Raw genomic sequence first — 22,868 nt, forward strand, 5'->3', positions numbered from 1 at the left:
TATGACATGAAGCCGCACGCTCGCCAAGAGCAGCTGCGGTTTTTTTGTTGTAAAAGAATTTAAAAACGAAGGCAATTTTCTGTCTAACGGGACTGTGTTGCCGGTATAGTAAGAAAGCGTTTTATTAAATGATCAATTGTACATACACAGAGGACGCTAGTAATTTGACGTATTCTTTATTCATGATAATATATGAATATAAAAGGAATTAACCCTTATTTAAGTAGACAGGAGTGTTTTCTGTGGATGGAACAATGAAAGCTATTGTGAAGCATCATCGTGGAAAAGGGGCGGAACTTCGCGAAGTTTCTATACCAAATATCCAGGCTGATGAAGTACTTATACGTGTGAAAGCAACCTCAATCTGTGGAACAGATGTTCATATTTATAATTGGGATGAGTGGTCAGCTAGCCGAGTTAATCCGCCGTATGTATTCGGTCATGAATTCGCTGGTGAAATAGTTGAAGTGGGAGAATCAGTCGATAATTTTTCCATCGGAGATTATGTGAGTGCAGAGACCCATCTTGTGTGCGGTCACTGCACTCAATGTCTGACGGGTAAATATCATATATGTGAAAACACTCAAATCATTGGTGTTGACACACAGGGGTGTTTTGCAGAATATGTAGCCTTGCCTGCTAGTAATCTATGGCGTAATCCAGACGGCCTGCCTAATGATATTGCCTCCATTCAAGAGCCGATGGGAAACGCGGTTCACACTGTGCTAAACGGTGACGTGGCAGGTAAATCAGTAGCGATTATTGGCTGTGGTCCGATTGGATTAATGGCCGTCGGAGTCGCTAAAGCAGCCGGAGCATCTCAAGTGCTGGCATTTGATTTGAATTCGTATCGATTAGAACTTGCTAAGGAAATGGGAGCCACCGTCACCATCAATTCTGGTGAAGCGGATCCAGTAGAAGAAGCAAGGAGACTAACCGACCAACATGGTGTTGATGTTGTTTGTGAGATGAGCGGTCACCCAGTGGCCATGGACCAAGGCTTTAAGATGATCACAAATGGAGGAAGAGTTTCGATTTTAAGTCTTCCAACTACTCCGGTTACTCTCGATATTACCAATGACGTTGTGTTTAAAGGGGTTCAAGTCCAAGGGATAACTGGACGTAAAATGTATGAAACGTGGCAGCAAGTTTCCCGTTTGTTACACTCTGGGCAAGTGGATGTGAAGCCGATTATCACTCATCATTTTGATCTTGAAGAATTCGAACAAGGATTCCAGTTAATGAATGAAGGAAAATGCGGTAAAGTAGTATTACACCCATAACTTTTAAGGAGGATGGTCATGAAAGGATTTGAATACTTACAGGAACAATTAGATGAAATGAAAAATGAAGGGACGTTTAGAAAACTGATCCCGCTTGAATCGGCTCAAGGTTCAAAAGTAGTAATTAAAGGGAAAGAGGTTATTCAGCTTTCCTCGAACAACTATCTAGGGTTAACATCCCATCCGCGGATGAAAAAAGCTGCTGACGAAGCAAATGAAACGTATGGTGTAGGGACGGGTTCTGTTCGGACTATTGCAGGCACACTGCAAATGCACGAAGACTTTGAAGAAAAGCTTGCTAAATTCAAGCATACTGAAGCGGCTCTTGTATTCCAATCTGGCTTTACAACAAACCAGGGAGTGCTTTCCTCAATTTTAACAGATCAGGATGTCGTGATTTCAGATGAACTCAACCATGCCTCCATTATCGATGGCATTCGCCTGACGAAGGCTTCGCGCAAAATTTATAAACATGTGGACATGGATTCATTAGAGCAAGCGCTTAAAGAAAGTGCTGATTTCCGTACACGTCTCGTCGTAACAGATGGAGTATTCTCTATGGACGGAAACATTGCTCCACTTCCAAAGATTGTTGAACTCGCTGAAAAATATAATGCCTTGATTATGGTGGATGATGCTCATGCCAGTGGTGTATTAGGCGATAACGGACGAGGAACAGTTAACCATTTCAACTTAGATGGTCGCGTCCATATTCAAGTCGGAACACTAAGTAAAGCGATTGGTGTCCTCGGTGGATATGTAGCCAGTACGAAAACCTTACGTGACTACTTGATTCATAAAGGCCGCCCATTCCTATTCAGCACCTCTCATCCACCGGCTGTAACAGCGGCTAACGATGCTGCCATTGATGTGCTGCTTGAAGAGCCGGAACTGATTGAGAAGCTTTGGGATAATACGAAATTCTTTAAGGACGGGCTACAGAAACTCGGCTTTGATACAGGAATTAGTGAAACCCCAGTTACGCCAGTTATGATCGGTGATGACGCGCTGACTCATAAATTCTCCGATGAGCTGTTCGAAGAAGGTGTGTTTGCTCAAGGGATTGTTTTCCCGACTGTACAGCGTGGAAAAGGGCGTATCCGCACCATCGTGACCGCTGAACATTCCAAGGAAGAACTGCAAGAAGCTTTAAATGCTTTTGAAAAAGTTGGCAAAAAACTTAATATACTGTAAGATCATACCCGAGCCACTATGAAGCATGTCATAGTGGCTTTTTTCCTCATAAATACAAAAAAGATCTGCAATTTACGGCTAGCTCTTAATATTTTTATATAAAATTGATATAATGAGACAGTTAGAGCTCTGCCTGAAAGGAGATTGACATGAACGAACAACAACGCAAAGAATCGTCACAAATTCGCCAGGGAACTCCAGCGGACGTAAAATCCGATCAGGATAACCTTAATCGAATTAAAGACAAAACCAGTGAAGACTTTATGAAATATTTTGAGACGACCTATCAGCCGCCTTCGCTAAGAAAAGCGCAGCGTCGTCGAAAAGAGGATGTAAAGGTTCACTATGATTTTACAATACCTGAAGACTTGGATAACATAGGGCAAGGCCGTAAATACATGATTCGCACGTATGGCTGCCAAATGAACGAGCATGACACGGAGGTTATGGCCGGGATTTTTGAAGAGATGGGCTATGAATCAACAAATGATACGAAAGAAGCGGATATCATTCTGCTCAACACTTGTGCTATTCGAGAAAATGCAGAGAACAAAGTGTTTGGAGAGATCGGCCACCTGAAGCCATTAAAGCTTGAGAACCCGAATTTGATCATTGGTGTGTGCGGATGTATGTCTCAGGAAGAATCGGTAGTAAACCGCATTCTGAAAAAACATCCATTTATTGACTTGATTTTCGGAACCCACAATATCCATCGTTTACCTCAACTTGTGAAAGAAGCAATGTTCGGGAAAGAGATGGTGATCGATGTATGGTCAAAAGAAGGCGATATTATCGAAAACCTCCCGCGTTCTCGTAAAGGTAAAATTAAAGGGTGGGTGAACATTATGTACGGCTGTGATAAGTTCTGTACATATTGTATTGTACCTTACACTCGCGGAAAAGAACGAAGCCGTTTACCAGAAGACATCATTCAGGAAGTTCGTCACTTAGCTGCCCAAGGATATAAAGAGATTACTTTACTGGGGCAAAACGTAAATGCATACGGAAAAGACCTCGATCTGAATTACGGTCTCGGTGACTTAATGGATGAGCTCCGGGATATTGATATCCCAAGAATCCGTTTTACAACCTCACACCCGCGTGATTTTGATGATCGCTTAATTGAGGTTCTTGCTAAAGGTGGAAATATGCTTGACCATATTCACCTGCCCGTACAATCTGGAAACTCTGACATCCTGAAAATTATGGGCCGTAAATATTCTCGGGAAGAATATTTAGAGCTTGTACGCAAGATTCGTAAGGCCATGCCAGATGCTACGCTGACAACTGACATTATCGTAGGTTTCCCGAACGAAACCGCAGAGCAATTTGAGGATACCATGTCCCTTGTCGAAGAAGTTGGTTTTGAAGCGGCTTATACGTTTATTTATTCAGCACGTGACGGTACCCCTGCTGCTCGCATGAAAGATAACATATCTATGGATGAGAAAAAAGATCGCCTGCAACGCCTGAACAAACTTGTGAATGATCAGGCTGCTGAAGCTATGAAGCAATATGAAGGCGAAGTAGTCGAAGTGCTTGTTGAAGGCGAAAGCAAGAAAAATAGTGAAGTATTAGCAGGTTATACGAAACGCAATAAAATGGTAAACTTTACAGGTCCGCGCTCATCTATTGGGACCATCGTGAAAGTGAAAATTAATAAAGCGAAGACCTGGTCCTTAGATGGGGTTATGGTCGAAGAGACTATAGAGGTGAAATAATGGCACAGTACACAAGACAGCAAGTTGTGGATGAAGCACATAAGCTTGCAAAAATGATGGCAGAGATCGAGGAAATTGATCGCTTTAAACAGCTTGAAGCGAAGCTCAACGAGAATAAAAAAGTGCAAGACCATATTAAGAAAATTAAAGCGTTGCAGAAACAAGCTGTTAACTTTCAAGCTTACGGAAAAACCGAAGCACTTGAAAAAGTAGAAAAAGAAATTGACCGCTTGCAGGATGAATTGGATAGCATTCCAGTCGTAGCAGAATTTAAAGATTCACAAGTGGTTATAAACGATATTCTTCAGATGATCTCCAGTACGATCTCCCGTGAGGTAACGAATGAAGTGATTCGCTCAACAGGTGGAGATTTGCTCAGTGGAGAGACAGGTTCTAAACGAAAAGATGAAGCGTGTGGCCACTGATTAAAGACTAACCGTCGGATATTTTCCGGCGGTTTTTATGTATCAAGATCTTTTTTAGAGAAGTGAGCTATTTTTGTGAAAAGGGAGCTTACCCTATTAGAATGGAGCGTTCTCTTAATGAACCCAGCTAAATTGTTCAAAATCGGATCCTTTTACTGCGGTGCTCCGCTTATGCTTTTCGAGTCTGACCAAGGCACTTTCGCTTTTCTATTGTCCAGTTCCGAGGGGGCAGACCTTCGCGACATAAGTAATCCCATTCTGTGACGAAAAACCATGTCACGGCATGGTTTTGCTTATGCGTGTCAGGTCTCTCAGCCCCTCTCCACATTTCTTGGTACAATTTCTTGGGCGTTTGCATAGGATGGGAGTACAAACGATTTGAAGTCATCGATTCTTTTTTTGTATTCACCATTCGCCCATGACTTGCATAGAATGGGCTGTAGATTAAGGAGGAGTGTTGCTATGTCATTCTTTGAGCGGGAGTACCGTGAAATTATTACTAAGGCTGTATGTGGAAAAGGGAAGAAATTTACCGAAGCAACGAACACGATTAGCCCATCTCATCGCCCAACCAGTATTTTAGGTTGCTGGGTTATCAATCATATCTACAATGCCAAGAAGAAAGGCGACCATGTAGAGGTTTCAGGAAGTTACGACATAAACGTTTGGTACTCTTATAATGATAATACAAAGACAGAAGTTGTAACCGAACGTGTTAACTATTGCGATCATGTTCGCCTGGCAGTAAAAGATGAGAATTGCATCAACGATCATTTAGAAGTGGTAGCAAAAGCAGTTCAGCAGCCTAATTGTTTAGAGTGTAAGATTACAGCACAGGGACAGAAAATTTGCGTTGAAGTAGAAAGAGAATTTATCGTTGACGTGATTGGTGAAACAAAGCTGTGTGTGAAAGTTAATCCTCATGGCTGTGAGAGAGATGATGATTACGAATTTGAATTATCATCCGATGACTTCTCAGATATTGAAACAGATTTCCTTCCTAGCAGCAGTAGTGAAGAGTAATCGTGAATGTCCTTGCTGACTCAGCGGGGCATTTTTTTTTGCTTTTTTAGCACGACTCTTTCATTAAAGAGCAGGCGGATTATGTGGTATAATGTCGTTATATTAGAATTTCGTACGTTTTGGAGGACTATAAGAATGGCACAATACACGCCCATGATGCAGCAATATTTGAAAATAAAAGCAGACTATAAGGATGCTTTTTTATTTTTTAGACTTGGTGACTTTTATGAAATGTTTTTTAATGATGCACTAAGTGCATCGAAAGAGCTTGAGATCACACTGACGAGTCGGGATGGCGGAGATAAGGATCGGATTCCGATGTGTGGTGTTCCATATCACTCAGCTGAAAATTACATAGCACAACTAATTGATAAAGGGTTTAAAGTAGCGATTTGTGAGCAAGTTGAAGATCCAAAAGCCGCAAAAGGAGTTGTTAAACGGGAAGTTGTTCAGTTAATTACACCAGGTACTGTAATGGAAGGGAGTATGCTTGATGAAAAAGAAAATAATTATCTCGCTTCTGTAACGGAATTCAAGGATGGAACATTTACCGTTAGTTACAATGACCTCACGACAGGGGAGAACAGCATCGCCCTAATTTCAACTGGTTTCGATGCTGTAATGAGCGAGCTCTTCAATAGACCAGTTAAAGAAGTGGTGATCGCGAGTGATTTCGATGACGAGCGTCAACAATTGCTTGAACAGCAATTAGGCTATACGTTATCTTATTGCGATCAGTCTGACATTCAAGAAGGGTTTAGTCACCTTGTAGAAGCCGTTCATCAGGATAAATTCATCGAAGGGTTCGGTCGTTTGCTTCATTATATTGAGCACACTCAGAAGCGTGCCCTTGACCATTTGCGACCGGTTCAACCGATTGAATTGAAGGAATATATGTCATTGGATATGTATTCGAAACGAAACTTAGAACTCGTAGAAACGCTAAGAAAACAAGGGAAGAAAGGCAGCTTGCTTTCTGTACTTGACCATACGATTACATCAATGGGTGCCCGCATGTTAAAAAAATGGCTTGAACGTCCACTTCTGTCTAAAGAAGAAATTAAGACTAGGCATGATCAAGTTGAAGGGATGATTGAACAATTTTTTGAGCGGGAAGCTCTCCGTGAACAGCTAACTTCTGTATATGACCTTGAGCGATTGGCAGGCAGGGTGGCTTTTGGCAATGTCAATGCAAGAGACTTGATCCAACTGCGAAATTCATTGGCCAAAATTCCAGATATATTAATAACTCTTGAGCAATTTGACCACCCTTCTCTTACGAAACTTTATCAGGAAATTGATCCGTTACCATCTTTACGGAAACTTTTAGATGATAGTTTAGCAGATGATCCACCAATTACGATAAAAGAAGGGGGCATGATTCGTGATGGTTATAATGGTCAGCTAGATGACTATCGTGATGCCTCAAAAAACGGGAGAAAATGGATCGCTGAGCTTGAAGGAAAGGAACGGAAGGAAACGGGAATTAAATCATTAAAAATAGGATACAACCGTGTATTTGGTTACTATATTGAAGTAACGAAAGCCAACCTTTCTTCTCTGCCAGAAGGTCGTTATGAACGCAAGCAAACATTAACGAATGCGGAGCGATATATTACTCCTGAGCTAAAAGAAAAGGAAACACTTATTCTGGAAGCGCAAGAGAAAAGTGTAGAGCTCGAATATCAGCTTTTCGTCGAAGTACGTGAGCGTGTTAAAGGTTTTGTTCAAGCGTTGCAGTCGCTGGCTGAGCAGATCAGCTGTATCGATGTTCTTCAAGGATTTGCCGAGAGTGCTGACAAGAATGATTACCATCGCCCAGCCTTTGGTCATGACCGGGTGATTGATGTTAAACAAGGCAGACATCCTGTAGTAGAGCAGGTTATGAAGGGAGAGTCGTTTGTCCCGAACGATATTTATATGGATGATACAACAGACGTGTTACTCATAACAGGACCGAATATGTCTGGAAAAAGCACATATATGAGACAGCTTGCCTTAACATCTATTATGGCTCAAATGGGAAGCTTTGTACCGTGTGAATCGGCAGTGTTGCCTGTGTTTGATCAGATCTTCACGAGAATTGGCGCCGCGGACGACCTTGTTTCAGGACAAAGTACATTTATGGTAGAAATGCTTGAAGCGAACCATGCCCTCAGCCATGCCACCGAACAAAGCATGATTTTGCTGGATGAGATCGGCCGTGGGACGAGCACGTATGACGGGATGGCTTTGGCACAGGCTATAGTGGAACATATTCATGAAAAAGTTAAGGCTAAGACTTTATTTTCCACCCACTATCATGAATTAACGTCACTTGCTGATCAACTGGATCGATTGAAAAATATTCACGTTCGTGCTGAAGAATATGAAGGGAATGTCGTTTTTCTCCATCAGATTCAGGAAGGGGCGGCCGATCAAAGTTACGGAATTCATGTTGCAAAGCTGGCAGATTTACCTGATTCACTTATCGATCGAGCAACGGTTTTATTAAATCATCTAGAAAATGCAAATCCGGAAGTTGCAGCCTCTAGTGAAGAAGAACAATTAAGTTTATTTGTAGAAGAGACTAAACCTTCAAAGCAAAGTAAACCCTCAGCTGTTGAGAAACAGCTTAAGGATTTAAATTTGATGCAAATGACTCCGATGGATGCGATGAATGAGCTCCATCGCTTGCAAAATCAGATCAAGTCGTAACAAGGAGGGTCATACGTGGGGCGAATTCAATTAATGCCTGACCACTTAGCTAACAAAATTGCGGCGGGTGAAGTAGTCGAACGGCCAGCTTCTGTCGTGAAAGAACTCGTTGAAAACAGTATTGATGCCGGCAGCACCTGGATAAATATTGAGCTAATTGAAGCAGGCTTACAATCTATTCGTATAAGCGATAATGGATATGGAATGGAACAGGGTGATGCTAAAAGGGCTTTTCATCGCCATGCGACAAGTAAGATCCTTGATGAAAACGACCTGTTCCACGTTCGCACGCTGGGTTTTCGCGGGGAGGCTCTCGCCAGTATAGCTGCAGTCAGCCGTCTGACTTTACAAACGTCAACAGGTGCTGAAGCTGGGGCGAGGATGAAATTCGAAGGCGGTAAGATCATAGAAGAAGCGAAGAGTGATGCCAGACAAGGTACCGAGATTTTAGTAGAGGAACTTTTCTATAATACCCCTGCCCGATTAAAATATATGAAAACGATCCATACTGAACTGGGTCATATTACAGATGTTCTGAACCGAATGGCTTTAGCTCACCCTGATATTAAATTTACATGCACTCATAATGAAAAAGAATTATTCAGAACTAATGGCCGGGGTGACCTTCTGCAAGTGATCGCACAAGTGTACGGCATGAAAGTGGCCAGGCAAATGGTTCCCATCGAAACAGAAACGCTGGATTTTAAAATTACTGGCTACATTGCAAAACCAGAGGTATACCGGGCATCAAGGAACTATATATCTACTATCATCAATGATAGATTCATTCGTAATATAGCCCTTAATAAAGCGATTCAGCAAGGTTATCATACCTTGCTTCCAATCGGAAAAAGTCCGATTGTTATTCTGAAAATAGAAATGGATCCCATTCTGGTTGACGTGAACGTTCATCCGGCGAAGTTAGAAGTTCGTTTTAGTAAAGAAAAAGAACTCTATGATATTGTCGAGTCAACGATCCGTGAGTCTTTTCGGAAAGAAACACTAATTCCTCAAGTTAAACAGAAAGACAATAAGAAATCGGTGAAACCATATAGTGATCAGACGAGTTTTAATTTTTCAGAGACAAGCCGATCAGAGGAAGGCCTAAGTTCAAGCCCTGCTGTGCCTTCAGTATCTACCCCTGAATCGAACCCCTTTAAGGAGGCGCAGCATTCGGTTGTAAGAGAAATGCAGACGGAACAGGATGTTTTACGAGAACCGGAGAAAACTGAAACCACTCCATCTGTTGATATTGAAAGCAGTAAGAATCAGAACCGAGTACCTACGATGTATCCCATTGGTCAGCTTCATGGAACGTATATCTTAGCTCAGAACGAAGAAGGCATGTATATTGTCGATCAGCATGCAGCACAGGAACGCATAAAGTATGAATTCTTTCGTGATCGAATTGGAGAGGTTGCCCAGGAAGTACAAGAGCTGCTTGTGCCCATGACGTTTGAGTTTCAAAAACATGAAGCACTGCGAATCGAAGAATACAAAGAAGAGTTAGAGGGGGTGGGGTTGTTTTTTGAACCTTTCGGTGAAAGCAGTTATATTATCCGCTCGCATCCCCAATGGTTTCCAAAAGGTTTCGAGGAAGAAGTAATTCATGAAATGGTGGAACAATTGATGAGCGGAGAGCGTATTCATGTCGGCAAACTGCGAGAAGAAGCGGCGATTCTGATGTCGTGTAAACGTTCGATCAAAGCGAATCACTATTTGAATCAGACCGATATGTTTCAATTGCTGGAAGATTTACGAACCTCAACGGACCCATTCACGTGTCCTCATGGGCGTCCTATTATTGTATTCTTCTCAGAGTATGAAATGGAGAAGATGTTTAAGCGAGTGATGTAAGAAACTTTATGCGCTAACCCCTCATTTAATAGGAGTTAGCGCTTATTTCTTTTATAACTGACCACAATTTGACCACATTTATTGCAAATGGATGTTTTTGAACGCCTCATCAAATCTTATTGCTGAATCTTTTTGCATGTTAGGAGTAACATGACTATATAAGTTTAGTGTAGTCTGTACAACGGCGTGGCATAACCTTTCAGAAACAACTTTAGCGTGTTCTCCTAACTGAAGCATAATTGTTGCATGAGTATGGCGGAGATCATGGAATCTAATCCGTGGTACTTCTGACCGCTTTATATCATATAAAAAGAATTTATGAACCGTTTGTGGGTTAATAGGAGAGCTCCCATTATCAGAAATCACATAACAGGAAGGCGTAAGTTTCATTCCGGCACGGAAAAGTTGTGCCTTTTTCTCTTTTCGGTATTGACTTAATGCTGTAATGACTGATTCAGACAGAGCGATGGTTCTCATACCTGAATCGGTTTTAGGGTAGCTGAAGTCGGGGCGATTGGGGGAACCGAAGACGGTGTTTCCGTCGAACACTCCAACCATACAGATCCAGAGGAGGCTGCCTATTTCTATAAAGAAACAAACGTCTATGCATTAGCTGTTTCTTTCGGATCTGCCCGTGGACAGTATCGTTCTAAGGCAGCATTGGATTTCGATGTGTTACACAAGATTTATGAGGCAGTGGATGTACCGCTTGTATTACATGGTGGAACAGGTGTATCTTATGATGATATCGGTGTATTGATAGAAAACGGGATTTCCAAAATCAATATTGGTACAATACTGAATGTTACTTACATTGAAAAAGGGAAAGAAACGTTTAGTGAATCATCGTTGGATAATTCCCTTAGAAACGTACTTATTCCTTGTAATGACAAAGTAAAAGAAATTATTAAAGAGAAAATCTATCACTTCAATAATAATAGAGCGCTAGCAAACTAGTTTAGATTAAGAACCAGGAATACTCTGGTTAAGCAGGGCTTCCTGGTTCTTTTATTTATCTAAAATTCAACCATTCATTGTATTAATAATGCTACTCCCTTAGAAAGAAAGCCATGTTACAATTGTGCAGTATAATTGACTGGATTACGACTGGATATTGTTCATAAATATTGATATCTTATTTAGCCTGAATTTAAGATAGTCCGGTTATATTGCCTATTTTATAGGCGCTTTTCACTCTCTTCTTTAAGTATTTACTCCACTCAGGGAATGGGCGGCATGATGTAAGGTATTCCTTACACTTTCTCCTTGCTTAATAAAACTACCCATGAAAAGAACCTACTTCCCTTACGGGGGAGTAGGTTCTTTCGTTTCTCAAACTAATTATTATTTTGCACTTTAGTGTAGTAGATTGGCGGAGGGAGGCACTACCACCATTATTAAACTTGATGAAGGGCCAGTGGGAGGTCCCACTATTGTGCTTGTCTGGAGATGGGCTTGGATTCTTTTATGTTTTTTCCTTCTGTGACTCGCTTTTTGGACCAGAATGTTGCTAGAATTGGTCCGGAAATATTATGCCAGACCGCTGCGATGACATTAGGCAAGGCAGCTAATGGCCCGAAGTGTGCGGTTGCTAGAGCTACGCCAAGGCCGGAATTCTGCATACCAACTTCGATGGATATAGCTCTTCGTTTACTTTCATCCAATCTCATCAATACAGCTGCTACATACCCAAGGAAAAGGCCAAGCAAGTTATGAATCATGACCGCTGAAAAAATCAGCAACCCTGAAGTGGTGATACTTTCTACGTTCGCTGCTACGACTGCGGAAACGATGACGATGATCGCGATGACGGAAATCAGCGGAACGACGGTGGCGCTTTTTTCTACGGTTGCTGGAAAGATTCTTCTGAGTAAAACCCCTAGGGTGATCGGAACAATAATGACTTGTACAATGGATAAGAACATCGCTACTGGGTCTACGGGCAGCCATTGTCCAGCTAGGGCTAACAGGATCAACGGTGTCAGAATAGGCGCAAGTATGGTAGATAAGGAAGTCATTGCAACAGAAAGTGCAAGGTTTCCTTTCGCTAGGTAGACCATGACATTTGACGCTGTACCGCCTGGGACAGAACCTAAGAGCACCAGTCCTGCTGCCAGTTCAGCCGGTAAATTCATAAGATAGGCAAGCATAAAAGCTACTAACGGCATTAAAACGTATTGGGCAGCTACTCCAATGATAACGGGCATAGGTTTACTTAATACTAGCTTGAAATCTACGGGTTTAAGCGTGAGCCCCATCCCGAACATGACAACTCCCAATAGGATCGTGATATAAGCACCCAAACCTACGAAAGGATCTGGGATGAAAAATGCGATAAGGGCAACCCCAACCACCAAAACTGCAAAGTATTTTCCGGCTAGATTACTGATCGTCTCTAGTAATTTCATTTGCTTCTTCCTTCCGTATCAATAAGTTTATGAGGATTCATGATTCCTTTCGGGTCCAGTGCCGATTTGATATTTCCCATGACATTCAGTGCACTTCCATGTTCACGCTTCAAATACTTCATTTTTCCCCGTCCGACGCCATGCTCTCCGGTGCATGTTCCGCCGCATGCCAAGGCGTATTCCACGATGGCTTCATTGAATTTTTCCGCCATCCTTACTTCTTCTGGATTATCTGTATCGCTCATTAACAAGGCATGGTAGTTGCCGTCACCGACGTGGCCCAGGATGCCTGCTTCAAAGTCCAATTCCTCGATTTTTTCTCTTCCATGTTTAATGGCACCTGCCAATTCCGAGATCGGTACACAAACATCGCTGAAGCTGTTCACTTGCCTGATGGAAGCTTCATCGACGAGTTCGACACGTGCGACCGGGACACCCGTCTGCAAAATCGAAACTACTGCCTCCACAGCATCATCGACAGTCGGAAACGACGCTCTTGCCGCCATGATATTTTCCGGGATTCCGTATACTCTCAAAGTCAGTTCGGTAATACAGCCGAGCGTTCCTTCCGAACCGACATAAAAGCTCGTCAGGTTATATCCGGAAGATGATTTCTGCGCCATGTTTCCTGTGTGGATAATTTCACCGTCAGGCAGTACTACTTCTAAATCATTTACCTGATCCTTCATAATCCCATATTTGACAGAGGTCGTCCCGCTGGCATTGGTAGCTGCCATCCCCCCGAGTGTTGCATCTGCCCCTGGGTCTACCGTGAAAAACAGGCCGTATTTCTTCAGTTCTTTATTCAATTGCGACCGCGTGACACCAGGCTGGACCTTGACCAGAAAGTCCTTTTCCCGGATTTCAACGACTTTGTTTATTAATGTAAAGTCGATGGTAATTCCCTTATCATAAGGAATGACATGCCCCTCCAGACTAGATCCCAGTCCGAAAGGGACGATCGACGTATCATTCCTATCCGCTACTTTTTTACTTGCTCCTTTGTCAATGACAGTACCTTGATCCCCCTTTTTATTTGAGGGCCCTAAGTCTATTGCAAATCTCGGTAGAAACTTCATCAGTAGTACACTTCCCGCCAATGTCAGCTGTCTTTATATCGTCAGCTATCACTTCTTGAATGACATCTAATAGCTTTTCACCAAGTTCTTCTTCGTTAAAATGATCTAGCATCATTTTGGCGGTCCATATTTGCCCGACTGGATTAGCAATCCCCTTTCCATAAATATCAGGTGCAGAACCATGGACGGGTTCAAACATGGAAGGGTATTGACCATTTAAATTGATATTTGCAGCGGGTGCGATGCCAATACTCCCCATAACAGCACCGCCTATATCCGTTAAAATATCACCAAATAGGTTACTTGCCACAATGACGTCAAACTTTTCTGGTTGACTTACAAAAAAGGCGGCAAGAGCATCAATATGGGAAGAATTTGTTTCAACTTTCGGATAATCATTCTTTACAACATCGAATACAGAATCCCAAAACGGCATGGTATGAAAGATTCCGTTAGATTTTGTAGCACTTGTCAGATGTTTATTCCTTCTTTCAGCTAAATCAAAGGCATACCGCATCGCTGATTCGCAGCCTTTTCTAGTAAATACTGCATTTTGTATCGCCATTTCATTTTCATTTCTGTGGATCCGTCCACCAATTTCACTATACTCCCCCTCACTATTCTCTCTTACGACAATGAGGTCGAAATCATTAGGGTTTGTAAGAGGCGAGCGAAGACCTTTAAAGTATTGAGCTGGTCTTATATTGATGGATTGTTCAAAATTCCTCCTAATTTTTAACAACAGCCCCCATAGTGATACATGATCAGGGACGATGGAAGGATTGCCGACCGCTCCTAGAAAGATGGCTTCGAAGTTTTGCAGTGTTTCAATACCATCTTCAGGCATCATTTCACCATGCTCTAAATAATAATCACAACTCCAAGGAAACTCAGTAAATTCAAATGATAATCCTCCATGCACTTCAGCAATGGTATGTAGAACTTCCAATGCAGGAGGAACAACTTCTTTACCGATTCCATCTCCAGGGATAACAGCAATTTCATGTTTTTTCATGAGATAATCTCCTTTAAATAAAATTTAACGAAATGAAAAACGCTGAGATTCAGCGTTTTTCACTTCCTTAGCCTTTTCTAGACTATTTAGCAGAAGCTGCCTTTGCAGCCTTTATAACGTCAGCTCCAACTTCATCTTTAAATTCTTCATAGACGGGTTGTAATGCTTTTTGGAATACTTTTCTTTCCTCTGGAGTTAATTCATGAATTTCCATTTTTCCACGTTTTTTTATGGTTTCAAATGCTTCTTGATTAAGTTTCTCGGCTAGTTCGCGGGCTTTCTTTGTTCCGTGATCTATACCTGCTTGTACTACTTTTTTGGTTTCTTCATTTAGACTATTCCAGAATTTTTGGTTTGTAAGTAAGGCATAATCAACCCTGGCAGCGCCCCAGTTTGTTGTAATGTATTTTTGAACATCCCCCAGTTTCTTAGTAGCAATGTTACTAAATGTGTTTACTTGACCGTCAACTGTTCCCTGCTCAAGTGCTGTGTATAACTGTCCAAATGGTAATTGCAGCGGACCTGCGTTTAGGTTTTTAAAAATGGATGCAAGAACCTGGCCGCCCTGTACACGAAGCTTTAATCCCTCTAAATCATCAGGAGAATTTATAGGACGTTTCGTATTTGTAATTTGTTTTGGTCCATTTGGCCACATTCTTAAGCCAATAATTCCTTCACTCTTAAGACTTTTTAGTATTTCTTGACCTTTCTCACCATCCCAAAATTTATAGGCTGCCTCGTTGGTGCTAAATACAAATGGTAAGGATGGAACGTTAAATGCCGGGTTCATACCAACCATTTTGGACATGTCCGGCATAATAAATTGGACATTATTGGCTTGAAGGTTTTTCACTTCAGTTTTATCATCAAACAACTGACCATTTGGATAAACCTGTACTTTGATTTTACCGTTGGAGTTTTCTTCAATATGTTTAGCCATGGCTTCTGCTGCCTTGTTCTTAGGTGTGTTTTCTGCAACTACGTGGGAGATTTTAATGGTCATTTCTTGTATTCCGCTGCTACTGCTGCTTTCACTGTTACTTTCCCCATTACTAGAAGAAGATGATTCACTGGATCCTCCACAAGCCGCAAGAGTAAGAACAAGGATTAATCCTAAAAGAGTTAATGTTGCTTTTTTGACAAAATACATGTCGTTACTTCCCCCTTGAAAAATTTGTCATTTACATTGAAGCGCTTACAAAAAAGGCGTCATTGCCCTCATTTATTTAGGCTGCCTACAACCTGATACTCTTATCACCTCCCAACTCTATGCTTAATATGTTATAATTTTCTGAAAAGATTTAATAGTTTCTGTAGGTAAAGAAATGATTATGTAACTAAAATAAGCAAAAACAACGCTTATTTGGAAAACGCTTACATAACATTTTGGATACAATATCCAAAGGAGGATACAGGTTGAAATTTGCTGGAAGATATTTCAGTTTACATGCAGCAATTGTTTGGTTTGTCTGTATTGTCATGATCTTAGCTTTTACGGTGACAGGATTCTTAATTAGTAAAGAAGTTGCGGAGCGGACAAGGAAGGATGTAGCTGAGAAAACGTTAAATGTAGCCCGTATGGTTGGGCACTCGCCTATTGTCATAAATGGACTTCAATATAAGAGTCAAGAGGATGAACTCCAAAAATTTGCGGAAAGAATCCGTAAGTTAACAGATGTCCGCTTTGTCGTAGTTATGAATATGGAGGGGATCCGAAAGACTCATCCGGACCCTTGGAAGGTGGGGAAACATTTTGTCGGGGGAGATGAAGAGAGGGCTTTAGAAGGGGAGGAGTATACATCAATTGCTGAAGGAACCTTGGGCGCATCACTGAGGGCTTTTGAACCTATTTACAATCATAATAATGTACAAGTTGGTGCGGTGTCTGTAGGGGTTCTTTTAAATAAAGTAAATAGGGCAGTTAATAGAAGTAAACAAATTATTTATGTAGGGGTTGGTCTTGGTGTAGTGGTTGGAATTATCGGAGCACTTTTTTTAGCCAATAGGGTGAAAAAAGTTTTGTTTGGTCTAGAACCTTATGAGATTGCAGGGATTATGCAGGAACGCAATGCCATGATTGAGTCTGTTAGAGAAGGAATTTTGGCTATTAATCAAAATCGAGAAATTATAATAGCCAATGCTGAAGCTACCCGAATGTTTGAGAAAGCTGGGATTCAAGGTAACCCTGTGGGGATGACAATTGAAGAATATATGCCTTTCTCGCGCCTAGTAAATGTACTAGAAAATGGAAAAGGGGAATTTGATCAGGAGAGAAATATTGAGGAGGTGACGTTTGTTGTGAACCGTGTTCCCGTTAAAGTAGATGGTCAAATTGTTGGAGCGATTGCAACTTTTAGGGATCGGACAGAGCTGAAACATTTAGCTGAGCAATTAACGGGTGTAAAGTTATATGCTGAGGCATTACGGGTGAGAAGCCATGAATTTATGAACAAGCTGCATGTCATTTTAGGGATGGTGTATATTGGTGAATATGAAAAGCTTACCTCGTATATTCATCAAATTACTGAGAATCAGAAAATGGAATTTGACTCCATTTCACGTTTCGTAAAGGACCCTGTGCTTGCCGGTTTCTTATTAAGCAAGATGAGCTATGCGCGTGAGCAGGGCGTGAATCTTACTGTTCAAGGTGAAACAGTTCTGCCTAAACCAAATAATCCTGAAATCATGGACGGGGTTATTACGGTTGTTGGTAATTTAATTGATAATTCTATTGAAGCGGTACAGGATTTTAATAATAAAAATATTGATGTGGTTATTGATTATGACGGTGAGTTTCTGTTGTTTGATGTTGTTGATAACAAAGGGGGGATTCCAGTTGAAATCCGTAAAAAGATTTTTAAAAAGGGATTCTCTACTAAAGGGAACAATCGTGGATACGGATTGTTTCTTGTAAGAAAGACTGTACAAAGCATGGATGGAGATGTTGAATTGTTTACTAATGATGAGTACACGATGTTTTCCGTGGAACTTCCATATGATTGTAAGGAGGAATCAGCGTGATCAAAGTGCTAATAGTAGAAGATGATCCAATGGTGGCAGACATTAACAAAAGCTATTTACGTGCTATTAATGGGTTTGAATGTGCAGGGGTTGCTATGAATACGAATGAGGCCATGAATTTAATTAAAAATCAGGATATTGAGCTTGTGCTGCTTGATATTTTTATGCCAGGGAAGAACGGTATTGACCTATTAGTAGACATTAGGAATGAATACAAGAGTTTGGATGCTATTGTGATCTCGGCTGCAAGCGATATGCAAAACATTAAATCGGCCCTTCGTTTAGGTGCGGTTGATTATTTAATTAAGCCTTTTGAGTTTGACCGATTTAGGTCTGCATTAAAGAAGTATAAGAATGAGTATGATTTGATGAATCAAAAAGAAAGCATGGTACAAGATGAATTAGATAATCAACTGTTAAGACAGAATAAAATGATGGAGCACTGTGAATCCCTTCCTAAAGGACTAACAAGGGAAACGCTCCAGGTTGTTGTAGAAAGTATCATTGAAAACAATAATAAACCTTTCACTACAGAGATGTTAGCTGAGAGAGTGGGGGTTTCTCGTGTGTCAACTCGTAAATATTTAAAATTTCTAACGAATATTGAAATGGTTTCTGTTAATCACCACTACAAAAAGACTGGTCGTCCCATTCATATGTATGAGGTCAATTATGAAAAAACTGGTATAATTAAGCCTTATTTGAACGTTGACCTCCCGTAATTTCTTTCCTCAGTTATTTTACTTACAAAAGCTTTTTTTTACCTACTAAAACTATAAAGAATCTTCGGAAAATTGTAATATCTAAGAAAAGGAGGGCAGGGATTATGGAAGCTCATTAATGAAAGCGGTTACTATAAATGATTGATGCAGATTGACAAATCACTTCTTGATTCTTAATTAAGTAAACTAGTAGGTAGAAAAAGTATTTTCTGAGGGGGATTAGATGAATAAGTTATTAAAGCGGTTGGATAGGATCGAGGAATTTTTTACAGCTAGTTTATTTTTAGCTGCTGTCATTATTATTCTTTACGGTGTATTTATGCGATATGTGTTCAACTCTCCGCAATTTGGATTACTTGAAATTGTAAAAATCCTCTTACCTTGGGCCATATTTATTGGCTTTGGAAGAGCTCTAAAAGAAAATCATCATATCGCTGTTGATGTCGTTTATGATCTTCTTCCGTTTCAAGCAAAACGTGTTGCAGCTGTTTTAAGTAATCTACTTGGTGTTGGTTTTGCGATCTTTATGTTTTTATCCGGATGGAAAATGGTTACGGAAGAATTAAGTACAGGCTATGTGTCCATTGCATTAGGTATCCCAACTTGGATCACTTACCTAATCCTTCCGATATCCATGGTGTTGTTAGGGGTGTATTTCATTGTAAAAACCTTTAAAGCTATTATTGGAGATGAAAAAGAAATTATAGGCGAATTAAACCATTCAGAGCAGGAAGAATACCTTCCAGATAGTAAGAAGGAGGAGGTATCGGTATGAGTCCAGTCTTAGCATTATTCCTAAGTTTCATAGTGTTGTGTATTATTCGTGTCCCTGTAGCTATTAGTCTAGGGCTGTCAAGCATTTTGGCTTTAAATATGATTGACTTTACTATGTATACAGTTATTCAAAAAATGTTCAGCCAATTGACTCACGTTTCGCTAATGGCTATTCCTGGATTTGTATTCACAGGAATCATCATGTCTAAAGGCGGGATCTCACATCATTTAATTGAAGCATTGAAGTCGTGGGTCGGCCATATACGAGGTGGACTTGCTGTGGTCACCATTCTTGCTTGTATGATTTTTGCTGCGATATCAGGATCAAGTCCTGCAACTGCTGCAGCCATTGGGAGTATTATGATTCCTGGACTTGTAAAAGCCGGATATAATAAGCGTTATGCTATGGGTCTCATCGCATGTGCGGGTACGCTGGGTATCCTGATTCCTCCATCTATACCGTTGATCCTTTATGGGGTCGTTGCGGAAGAATCAATTAGTCAATTGTTTATGGCTGGTATTGTGCCAGGTTTAGTATTAACTGCAACTCTAATCATATCCGCGGTGATTTACGCAAAAGTTCATAATTATGGATCTCTTCCAAAGCAATCCTGGGCGGACCGCGGCAGAAAAAGTTTGAAGGCAATCTGGGGATTTATGCTTCCAGTCCTCATATTAGGTGGAATCTATGGAGGGGTTGTAACACCAACTGAAGCTTCTTTCCTTGCTTGTTTCTACGCATTTGTTGTATCAACCTTTATATATAGAGAATTAACCTTTAAAAAATTCAGGAGTATGGTCAATGAATCTATTAATATTACAGCAATGATTTATTTAATTATTGCTTCAGCTGTAGTATTCGGTATGTTCTTAACGATTGCCCAAGTTCCTCAAGATTTATCTGCATGGATGAACGCTAACGTTGCAAATAAATGGATTTTCTTAATTGCTGTAAACTTGTTGATCTTCATTATGGGAATGTTTCTTGAGTCAGCAGCGATTATTTTGATTACTGTACCAATTTTCTTGCCGATATTAGCTCTTTTCAATATTAGTCCGATTCACTTTGCCATTATTCTGACGATTAATTTAGAGCTTGCCATGATTACACCTCCGGTAGGGCTAAACTTATTTGTTGTGAGTGGTGTCTCTAAGGAAAAAGTTGGTGAAGTTGTTCGAGGGGTCATGCCATTCTTTTTCTTAATGGTCATAGTACTTGCTCTTATCGTAATCTTTCCAGAAATATCTCTGTTCTTAACGAAATAGAAGGATAGAAACTTTCCTGAAAACCATCAAATAAGGAGAAGGTTGTTTTGAGTGTATTACGTTCGTATTTATTTGTACCCGCTAGACAATTATCCATGATTAGAAAAGCAATACAGTCTGAAGCGGATTGTATCATTATTGATTTGGAAGATGCGGTGGTGACAGCAGAGAAAGAAAGTGCTCGAGAAATAATGATCTATACACTACAGGAGTTAAAAGGTGCAAAGCCGATTTATGTTCGCATCAATGACACGTCCACACCATTCTGGGAAGAAGATATTACATCTTCTATTTTAAATGGTGCAAGCGGGGTGGTCGTACCTAAATCAGAAAGTAAGGAACAAATGATTCATCTTTGCGAAAGAGTGGTTAAATGGTTATCCAGTGAGAATGCAGCCTATGCTGATGGCACCTCACCCTTTGATGTTATTCCGTTGATTGAAACCGCCAAGGGGGTTCAGCATGTAGATGAGATTGCCGGGGCGCATTCCTTTATTTCTAACTTGGCTTTCGGTTCTATTGATTATTCCTTAGATATAGGTTGTGAATTAACCCCGGAAGGAAAAGAACTGATCTACCCTTTGTCTAAAATCGTCGTGGCTTCGCGAGCCGCTGAGATAGGAGGACCTATAGACGCAGTGTACCCTGATCTTTCGAATCATACGGGTTTGGTGGAAGAAGCTAAGCGGTCAAAAAACTTAGGGTTCAAGGGGAAATTAATCATTCATCCTAAGCAGTTGGAAGCGGTTAACCAATTATTTGCTCCTAGTGAGCGAGAGGTGCAACAAGCTCGCGAAATTGTTGATGAGTTTGAAAAAGCAGAATTATCCGGCAAGGCATCTATTACAGTCGATGGAAGGTTAGTCGATTATCCTGTTTATAAGAAAGCGAAAGAGATTGTAAGTTTAGTTAACTATTAAACACAGGAAGCTTTGATTATAACAGTTTACAAAGGAGTGATCACCCGTTGGATTACCGGGTAGAACAAGACACTTTAGGTGAAATGAAAGTACCTGTCGACAAGCTTTGGGCTGCTCAGACGCAGCGAAGTAAGGAAAACTTCAAGATTGGAATAGAAGAAATGCCTGAGGAAGTCTTGAAAGGGTTTGCCGTTTTAAAGAAAAGTGCTGCGCTTGCAAACCAAGAACTAGGCCATTTAAATGCTGATAAAGCTGAAGCTATTGTACAAGCTTCTAATGAAATCCTTGATGGAAAGCTCTATGAACATTTTCCACTTAAGGTTTGGCAAACAGGCAGTGGTACGCAATCCCATATGAATATTAATGAAGTGATTGCCAATCGAGGTAACCAATGGCTTGGGAAAAGCGGCAGTGAGGAAAGACTTCATCCTAATGATGATGTCAATTTATCACAAAGTTCAAACTGTAACTTTCCAACAGCCATGTACATTGCTGGTGTGACAGCCATCGAAGATCAAGTCTTTCCAGCATTAACTGCTATGAAGGAAACACTCTTAAAAAAGTCAGAGGAGTATCAAGACCTTGTGAAGGTGGGGCGTACCCATTTACAAGATGCTGTCCCGCTTACACTAGGCCAAGAGATTAGTGCTTGGCATCGAATGATGGAAAAAACAGAGGATATGATTCAAGAGAGTAATGTCAAGATGGAAGAATTGGCTTTTGCAGGTACGGCTGTAGGCACTGGTCTAAATACGTACAAAGCTTTTCCAGAAATAGCTGTTAAGAAAATTAGTTCATTTACTGGAAAAAGGTTTGTCCCTGCCTCTAATAAGTTCCATGCGCTGACAAGCTATGATGAAGTCGTGTACTGTCATGGAGCATTAAAGGCATTGGCTTCGGATTTAATGAAACTCGCCAATGATATTAGGTGGCTAGCTAGCGGTCCGAGAAGCGGAATCGGTGAAATAACAATTACTGCAAACGAACCAGGGAGCTCCATGATGCCTGGTAAGGTGAATCCAACACAATGTGAAGCATTAACGATGGTTGCAACGCAGGTAATTGGAAATGATGTAACCGTTGGCCTTGCAGCTAGCCAGGGGAATTTTCAGGTGAATGTTTTTAAGCCAGTGATTGCCTACAACTTCCTACAATCAGCTAGACTGCTAGCTGACGGAATGATCTCATTCAATAAAAATTGCCTTAAAGGGCTAAAACCGAATGAGGAGGTTATTAAAAAGAACTTAGATCAGTCATTAATGCTTGTGACTGTTTTAAACCCACACATAGGTTATGAAAATGCTGCAAAAATAGCAAAGACCGCTCATGATCAGGGTTTAACTTTAAAAGAGGCAGCCGTCCAAACAGGCTTACTTACCGAAGAGGTCTTTGATGAAATTGTAAATCCTATTAACATGACTCATCCGAAGTCACTTGAACGAACTCTTTAAGATCATCATACC

18 protein-coding genes and 1 pseudogene are annotated in these 22,868 nt (G+C 40.9%); 14 read left to right on the forward strand and 5 right to left on the reverse strand.

Going from position 1 to position 22,868, the window contains the following annotated elements; genetic code table 11:
- Positions 1-242 precede the first annotated feature (242 nt).
- The 7 genes from tdh to mutL all read left to right on the forward strand — a co-directional run bounded on the left by tdh (position 243) and on the right by mutL (position 10,200).
- Entirely contained in the window at positions 243-1,283 is a 1,041-nt protein-coding gene (tdh, locus tag P9989_RS10785; protein WP_283078751.1) for an L-threonine 3-dehydrogenase, read from the forward strand.
- An 18-nt stretch (positions 1,284-1,301) separates the two neighbouring features.
- Positions 1,302-2,477 (forward strand): glycine C-acetyltransferase, encoded by a 1,176-nt coding sequence (locus P9989_RS10790; protein ID WP_283078752.1) that lies wholly within the window; start codon positions 1,302-1,304, stop codon positions 2,475-2,477.
- 149 nt (positions 2,478-2,626) lie between these two features.
- A complete protein-coding gene (gene miaB, locus P9989_RS10795; RefSeq protein WP_283078753.1) occupies positions 2,627-4,198 on the forward strand; it encodes a tRNA (N6-isopentenyl adenosine(37)-C2)-methylthiotransferase MiaB in 1,572 nt (523 codons plus the stop codon).
- The gene (locus P9989_RS10800) at positions 4,198-4,623 is read left to right on the forward strand and encodes a YlbF/YmcA family competence regulator (protein WP_283078754.1); all 426 of its coding nucleotides are present in this window, start codon (positions 4,198-4,200) and stop codon (positions 4,621-4,623) included. Before miaB ends, P9989_RS10800 begins: the two co-directional genes overlap by 1 nt.
- 462 nt (positions 4,624-5,085) lie before the next feature.
- Positions 5,086-5,646, forward strand: a complete 561-nt coding sequence (locus P9989_RS10805) for an outer spore coat protein CotE (protein WP_283078755.1) — start codon at positions 5,086-5,088, stop codon at positions 5,644-5,646.
- Between the two features lie 135 nt (positions 5,647-5,781).
- Positions 5,782-8,343, forward strand: a complete 2,562-nt coding sequence (mutS, locus tag P9989_RS10810) for a DNA mismatch repair protein MutS (protein WP_283078756.1) — start codon at positions 5,782-5,784, stop codon at positions 8,341-8,343.
- 33 nt (positions 8,344-8,376) lie between these two features.
- The gene (gene mutL / locus P9989_RS10815) at positions 8,377-10,200 is read left to right on the forward strand and encodes a DNA mismatch repair endonuclease MutL (protein ID WP_283078893.1); all 1,824 of its coding nucleotides are present in this window, start codon (positions 8,377-8,379) and stop codon (positions 10,198-10,200) included.
- A 78-nt stretch (positions 10,201-10,278) separates the two neighbouring features.
- On the opposite strand, the gene P9989_RS10820 is transcribed toward mutL, so the two are convergent.
- Complete coding sequence (locus P9989_RS10820) at positions 10,279-10,758, reverse strand: site-specific integrase (RefSeq protein WP_283078757.1); 480 nt, start codon at positions 10,756-10,758, stop codon at positions 10,279-10,281.
- Here P9989_RS10820 and P9989_RS10825 point away from each other — a divergent pair.
- A complete protein-coding gene (locus tag P9989_RS10825) occupies positions 10,714-11,157 on the forward strand; it encodes a class II fructose-bisphosphate aldolase (RefSeq protein ID WP_283078894.1) in 444 nt (147 codons plus the stop codon). The genes P9989_RS10820 and P9989_RS10825 overlap by 45 nt on opposite strands.
- A gap of 473 nt (positions 11,158-11,630) precedes the next feature.
- On the opposite strand, the gene P9989_RS10830 is transcribed toward P9989_RS10825, so the two are convergent.
- From P9989_RS10830 to P9989_RS10845, 4 genes and pseudogenes are all read right to left on the reverse strand, one after another.
- A complete protein-coding gene (locus tag P9989_RS10830; protein ID WP_283078758.1) occupies positions 11,631-12,608 on the reverse strand; it encodes a bile acid:sodium symporter family protein in 978 nt (325 codons plus the stop codon).
- Positions 12,605-13,597, reverse strand: a pseudogene (locus tag P9989_RS10835) (FAD-binding oxidoreductase); the annotation flags it as partial. The pseudogene P9989_RS10835 and the gene P9989_RS10830, both read right to left, overlap by 4 nt.
- A 43-nt stretch (positions 13,598-13,640) precedes the next feature.
- On the reverse strand, positions 13,641-14,702 hold the full coding sequence (locus tag P9989_RS10840; protein WP_283078759.1) for a tartrate dehydrogenase: 1,062 nt from the start codon (positions 14,700-14,702) through the stop codon (positions 13,641-13,643).
- A gap of 82 nt (positions 14,703-14,784) precedes the next feature.
- On the reverse strand, positions 14,785-15,852 hold the full coding sequence (locus tag P9989_RS10845; RefSeq protein WP_283078760.1) for a DctP family TRAP transporter solute-binding subunit: 1,068 nt from the start codon (positions 15,850-15,852) through the stop codon (positions 14,785-14,787).
- A gap of 266 nt (positions 15,853-16,118) precedes the next feature.
- On the opposite strand from P9989_RS10845, the gene dcuS reads away from it, so the two are divergent.
- The 6 genes from dcuS to fumC all read left to right on the forward strand — a co-directional run bounded on the left by dcuS (position 16,119) and on the right by fumC (position 22,856).
- On the forward strand, positions 16,119-17,723 hold the full coding sequence (gene dcuS, locus P9989_RS10850; protein WP_283078761.1) for a DcuS/MalK family sensor histidine kinase: 1,605 nt from the start codon (positions 16,119-16,121) through the stop codon (positions 17,721-17,723).
- On the forward strand, positions 17,720-18,445 hold the full coding sequence (locus P9989_RS10855) for a response regulator (protein WP_283078762.1): 726 nt from the start codon (positions 17,720-17,722) through the stop codon (positions 18,443-18,445). Before dcuS ends, P9989_RS10855 begins: the two co-directional genes overlap by 4 nt.
- 223 nt (positions 18,446-18,668) lie before the next feature.
- Positions 18,669-19,220 carry a TRAP transporter small permease gene (locus P9989_RS10860; RefSeq protein ID WP_283078763.1) on the forward strand — a complete coding sequence of 184 codons (552 nt, stop codon included), beginning with the start codon at positions 18,669-18,671 and terminating at the stop codon, positions 19,218-19,220.
- Positions 19,217-20,485, forward strand: coding sequence for a TRAP transporter large permease (locus P9989_RS10865; protein ID WP_283078764.1), 1,269 nt, complete (start codon positions 19,217-19,219; stop codon positions 20,483-20,485). Before P9989_RS10860 ends, P9989_RS10865 begins: the two co-directional genes overlap by 4 nt.
- A 47-nt stretch (positions 20,486-20,532) precedes the next feature.
- A complete protein-coding gene (locus P9989_RS10870) occupies positions 20,533-21,405 on the forward strand; it encodes an HpcH/HpaI aldolase/citrate lyase family protein (RefSeq protein ID WP_283078765.1) in 873 nt (290 codons plus the stop codon).
- A 47-nt stretch (positions 21,406-21,452) separates the two neighbouring features.
- On the forward strand, positions 21,453-22,856 hold the full coding sequence (gene fumC, locus P9989_RS10875) for a class II fumarate hydratase (protein ID WP_283078766.1): 1,404 nt from the start codon (positions 21,453-21,455) through the stop codon (positions 22,854-22,856).
- Positions 22,857-22,868: the final 12 nt, after the last annotated feature.

The sequence above is a fragment of the Halobacillus naozhouensis genome (assembly GCF_029714185.1).
Taxonomy (GTDB): domain Bacteria; phylum Bacillota; class Bacilli; order Bacillales; family Halobacillaceae; genus Halobacillus_A; species Halobacillus_A naozhouensis.

Bases quoted from the DNA above. Each gene is read 5' to 3' on its own strand.
- P9989_RS10790 (WP_283078752.1), top strand. From the start codon at position 1,302: ATGAAAGGATTTGAATACTTACAGGAACAATTAGATGAAATGAAAAAT.
- miaB (WP_283078753.1), top strand. From the start codon at position 2,627: ATGAACGAACAACAACGCAAAGAATCGTCACAAATTCGCCAGGGAACT.
- P9989_RS10800 (WP_283078754.1), top strand. From the start codon at position 4,198: ATGGCACAGTACACAAGACAGCAAGTTGTGGATGAAGCACATAAGCTT.
- P9989_RS10805 (WP_283078755.1), top strand. From the start codon at position 5,086: ATGTCATTCTTTGAGCGGGAGTACCGTGAAATTATTACTAAGGCTGTA.
- mutS (WP_283078756.1), top strand. From the start codon at position 5,782: ATGGCACAATACACGCCCATGATGCAGCAATATTTGAAAATAAAAGCA.
- mutL (WP_283078893.1), top strand. From the start codon at position 8,377: ATGCCTGACCACTTAGCTAACAAAATTGCGGCGGGTGAAGTAGTCGAA.
- P9989_RS10820 (WP_283078757.1), bottom strand. From the start codon at position 10,758: ATGGTTGGAGTGTTCGACGGAAACACCGTCTTCGGTTCCCCCAATCGC.
- P9989_RS10830 (WP_283078758.1), bottom strand. From the start codon at position 12,608: ATGAAATTACTAGAGACGATCAGTAATCTAGCCGGAAAATACTTTGCA.
- P9989_RS10840 (WP_283078759.1), bottom strand. From the start codon at position 14,702: ATGAAAAAACATGAAATTGCTGTTATCCCTGGAGATGGAATCGGTAAA.
- P9989_RS10845 (WP_283078760.1), bottom strand. From the start codon at position 15,852: ATGTATTTTGTCAAAAAAGCAACATTAACTCTTTTAGGATTAATCCTT.
- P9989_RS10860 (WP_283078763.1), top strand. From the start codon at position 18,669: ATGAATAAGTTATTAAAGCGGTTGGATAGGATCGAGGAATTTTTTACA.
- P9989_RS10865 (WP_283078764.1), top strand. From the start codon at position 19,217: ATGAGTCCAGTCTTAGCATTATTCCTAAGTTTCATAGTGTTGTGTATT.